This window comes from Mesorhizobium sp. M7A.F.Ca.US.006.04.2.1, from assembly GCF_004022915.1.
In the GTDB taxonomy this organism is placed as follows: domain Bacteria; phylum Pseudomonadota; class Alphaproteobacteria; order Rhizobiales; family Rhizobiaceae; genus Mesorhizobium; species Mesorhizobium ciceri.
The window spans coordinates 1-3,896 of the sequence record NZ_RZQA01000622.1 but is presented as its reverse complement, the minus strand read 5'-3'; the positions used below and the strand labels follow the sequence as shown (position 1 = coordinate 3,896).

The following is a 3,896-nucleotide window of genomic DNA, read 5'->3' as shown; positions in this document are numbered from 1 at the left end:
GCCGAGGGCAGCGCCAACCGCTTCATCGCCGACGCGCTCGCCGATCACCTCAGGCTGCGCCGGCTGCCGGGCATCTATGCCGGCGTCAACGTCTTCCGATTGCGGCAATCGCTGCGCGAACACCTTGTCATACTCGACCATCTTGAAAGCCTGCAGTATGAGGTGGCTGCCGATCTGCTTCGCATTCATCTGCGGCTCTCCCGCAACCAGCGACCGCAAGCGGCCAGCCGCGGGGCTCCCGCGCTGTTCGGCACGATCAGCCGGCCGGAATGACGAGGATTAATTGACGCGTAAAGCCAGCCCGACCATCGCGCTGTTTCCCGAAGCAAGCTTCGGCGCGGCGTTGAATTGCGTCGGCATCGCGCAGGCGCTGCGTGCGAAAGGCGCCCGGCCCGTCTTCATCTGCCATGCCGGTTTCTCCGGCGTCTTTGCCGACTATGGTTTCCAGGAATACCAGTTGCCAACCGACGAGCCGCTGAGCGAGAGCCAACGTCAGAGCTACTGGCAGGCTTTCGTGCGCCGGCACCTGCCGCATTTCAGGCTGAGCCCGATCGACCAGCTTGAGACCTATGTCGCTCCGACCTGGCAGGCCATCGTCGACACCGCGGTCAATGCCGAGGCGCCGCTGCGCCAATTGCTGGCACGGCTCAAGCCGGATGCCGTGGTGCTCGACAATGTCATCATGTTCCCGGCGATCGCCGCCGCCGGCTGTCCGTGGGTGCGCGTCGTCTCCTGCGCCGAGACCGAGCTGCCGGACGCCAATGTGCCGCCCTATCTGTCGGGGCTTGGCGTGGACGACCCGCAACGCGCGGCGTTCGAGGCCAGGTATCTGGCGGCTTGCGCGCCGGCGCATGACCGCTTCAACCGCTTCCGGGCGGATGCCGGACTGGGGCCGCTGCCGAAGGGTCAGTTCCTCGAGACGTCGCCCGATCTCAACCTGCTGCTGACGCCGACGATCGTGCGCCGCGAGCGTGCCGAGCCGCTCGACCCCGCGCGCTTCGTCTATCTCGAGGGCTGCGTGCGTTCTGAAGGGCCGTTCGAGGTGCCGGTGTTCCCGCGCAATGGCGGGCCGCTGGTCTATGTCAGCTTCGGCAGCCTGGGTGCCATGGATGTCGGCCTGATCGAGCGCATGCTGGTGGTGTTCGACAGGCTGCCGGCGCGCTTCATCGTCAATGCCGGCGGCCTGCGCGACGCTTACCGCGCGGTGCCGGACAATGTCTATCTCGACGCCTGGTTTCCGCAGCCCTCGGTGGTGGCGAAGTCGGATCTGTTCATCCATCACGGCGGCAACAACAGTTTTTGCGAAGCGCTGCGCTTCGGCGTGCCGTCGCTGATCATGCCCTATTGCTGGGATGGACACGACAACGCGCAACGCGCCGAAGAGACCGGCACCGGCGACCATATCGGCCGTGACGGCTGGACCGAAGGAGTGTTGGAGAAAGCCATTCTCGGCCTGCTGGCCGACGATGCCATGCGCGCCCGCCTCAAGGACAATGCAGCCCAAATGGCGCTGAAACCCGGAACGGATGCGGCCGCGCAAGCCATACTCTCTCTGATACGGATTTGAACGAAAATGCCTGACAACAACACGAACATCTCGCTCTCCAGCGGCAACGATGCCAAGGCCTGGCTGGCCCGGCACGGCATCAACGAAGTCGAGTGCCTGGTGCCCGACATGAACGGCGTCCTGCGCGGCAAGGCCTTGCCGACGGCCAAATTCCTCCAGGCGCTTGAAGACCGCGCGCTCTATCTGCCGAGCAGCGCTTTCCTGGTCAGCATCGACGGCCGCTATTCCGGCTCGATCGACGAGGGTTTTGCCTATTCGGATCCGGACATGCGCATGGTGCCTGATGTATCGACGCTCTGCCTGGCGCCGGGTGCCGCTCCCGGCAAGGCCTATGTCTTTGCCGATGCCTTCCATATGGACGGCCGGCCCTGGATGGCCTCGCCGCGCCATGTGCTCAGGGCCGTGCTCGACCTCTACGCCAAGCGCGGCTGGCGGGCGGTGGTGGCGCCCGAGGTGGAATTCTATCTCACCGCGCCCAATCCGGATCCGGACCGTCCGCTGACCGCCCCGGTCGGCGCCAATGGCCGCGCCGAGACCGTGCAGCATCCCTACGATATGGCCGGGCTCGAGGAGTTCGAGCCGGTGATCCGCCGCATTTACGATTATGCGGCGGCGGCCGGCCTGCCGCTCGACACGCTGATCCATGAGTCGGGAACCGCGCAGTTGGAGATCAACTTCCTGCATGGCGATGCGCTGCCGCTGGCCGACAAGGTGCTGCTGTTCAAGCGGCTGACGCGCCAGGCCGCGCAGCAAAGCGGCATGCACGCCACCTTCATGGCCAAGCCGATCGCCGCACAGGCCGGCAGCTCCATGCATCTGCACATGTCGGTCATCGACGAGGCCGGCAGGACTTTGTTTGCCGGCAGCGACGATGCCGACACCGCAATGTTTGGCCACTTCATCGGCGGCCTGCAGAAATATGTCCCCGAAATCATGCCGCTGTTCGCGCCCAACGTGAACTCGTTCCGCCGCATCAGGCCGAACCACAGCGCGCCGGCCAACATCGAATGGTCGCATGACAACCGCTCCTGCGGCCTGCGCGTGCCGGCCGGCGGCCGCGCCGCGCGGCGGGTGGAGAACCGGCTTCCGGGCGCGGATTCCAATCCTTACCTGGCGATCGCCGGCTCGCTGCTTGCCGGCTATCTCGGCGTCGAGCAGAAACTGGCGCGCTCGCCCGAGGCGTCGGGCAATGCCTACAAGATCAAGAGCACGCTGCCGAAGACGATGGAGGAGGCGCTCGATCGTTTCGAGGCTTGCGGCCCGGTGCGGGAACTGCTCGGCGAGGATTTCTTCCAGACTTATCTGCGCGTAAAGAGCGTCGAGCTCGACCTGTTCCAGGGCGTGGTGACGAGCTGGGAACGCGACCACCTTCTGCTGAAGGTGTGATCATGGCTTCCAGTTCAACGGGCTTCAATTCGGGCCTCGATATCGCAAAATCCTATTATGTCGCCACCGCCAATCCGGCGCCGGACCATCCGGCGCTGGTCGGCGACGTCGACACCGACCTGGTTGTCGTCGGCGGCGGCTGCACCGGCCTGTCGGCCGCCCTTCACGCCGCCGAGCGCGGGTTGAAGGTGGTGCTGCTCGAAGGCGGCAAGATCGGTTGGGGGGCGTCGGGCCGCAATGGCGGCCAGATGATCCCCGGCCTGCGCAAGGGCGCCAAGGGCCTGGTCAAGCTCTACGGGCCGGAGCGGGCAAAGGTGCTGTTCGATCTTGCGTTCGAGGCGCGTGGGCTGGTGCTCGACATCATCGAGCGCCATGCCATCGATTGCGATCTCAGGCTGACCGGCCATCTGGTCGGCGCGGTCAACGGTTCCGACCTCAAGGATCTCGAGGAAGAGGTCGAGTGCCTGGCTACGGTGATGAAGTTCCCGCACGCCGAAATCCTGTCGGCGGCGGAAGCCCGAGCCAAGGTCGACACACCCTATCATGGCGCGATGTATGAGCCGCTCGGCGGCCACATGCATCCGCTGAACTACACGCTCGGCCTTGCCCGCGCGGCGATTGCTGCCGGCGTCGTCATCCATGAGAATTCGGTGGCGGTGAAGCTGGAGCGTGAGCCTTCGATCCGGATCTCGACGGCAAAGGGATCGGTGCGTGCAAAACATGTCGTGCTGGCCGGTGACGCTCTGCTCGATGGGCTGGAGCCGCGCGTCAACAGCCGCATCATGCCGGTTGGCAACTACATCGTCGCCACCGAGCCGCTGGAGGGCAAGCGCAATGTCATCCCGGCCAATGTCGCGGTGTCCGACACACGCTTCGTCGTCAACTATTACCGGATGTCGGCGGACGGCCGGCTGCTGTTCGGCGGCGGCGAGCGCTACACGCC

The 3,896-nt window shown here is 65.5% G+C and carries 3 protein-coding genes and 1 pseudogene; all 4 read left to right on the top strand.

The features are described 5' to 3' along the window. A pseudogene (locus EN925_RS26655) lies at positions 1-273 on the top strand (GntR family transcriptional regulator); the annotation flags it as partial. A 10-nt stretch (positions 274-283) separates the two neighbouring features. Further along, complete coding sequence (locus EN925_RS26650) at positions 284-1,567, top strand: glycosyltransferase (RefSeq protein WP_013528948.1); 1,284 nt, start codon at positions 284-286, stop codon at positions 1,565-1,567. Positions 1,568-1,573: 6 nt separating this feature from the next. After that, positions 1,574-2,953 carry a glutamine synthetase family protein gene (locus EN925_RS26645; protein WP_063169493.1) on the top strand — a complete coding sequence of 460 codons (1,380 nt, stop codon included), beginning with the start codon at positions 1,574-1,576 and terminating at the stop codon, positions 2,951-2,953. A gap of 2 nt (positions 2,954-2,955) precedes the next feature. Further along, positions 2,956-3,896 (top strand): FAD-dependent oxidoreductase (locus EN925_RS26640; protein WP_164894404.1); only part of this gene is annotated, 941 nt, incomplete at its 3' end.

Coding starts and splice junctions, on each gene's coding strand:
- EN925_RS26645 (WP_063169493.1), top strand. CDS start 1,574: ATGCCTGACAACAACACGAACATCTCGCTCTCCAGCGGCAACGATGCC.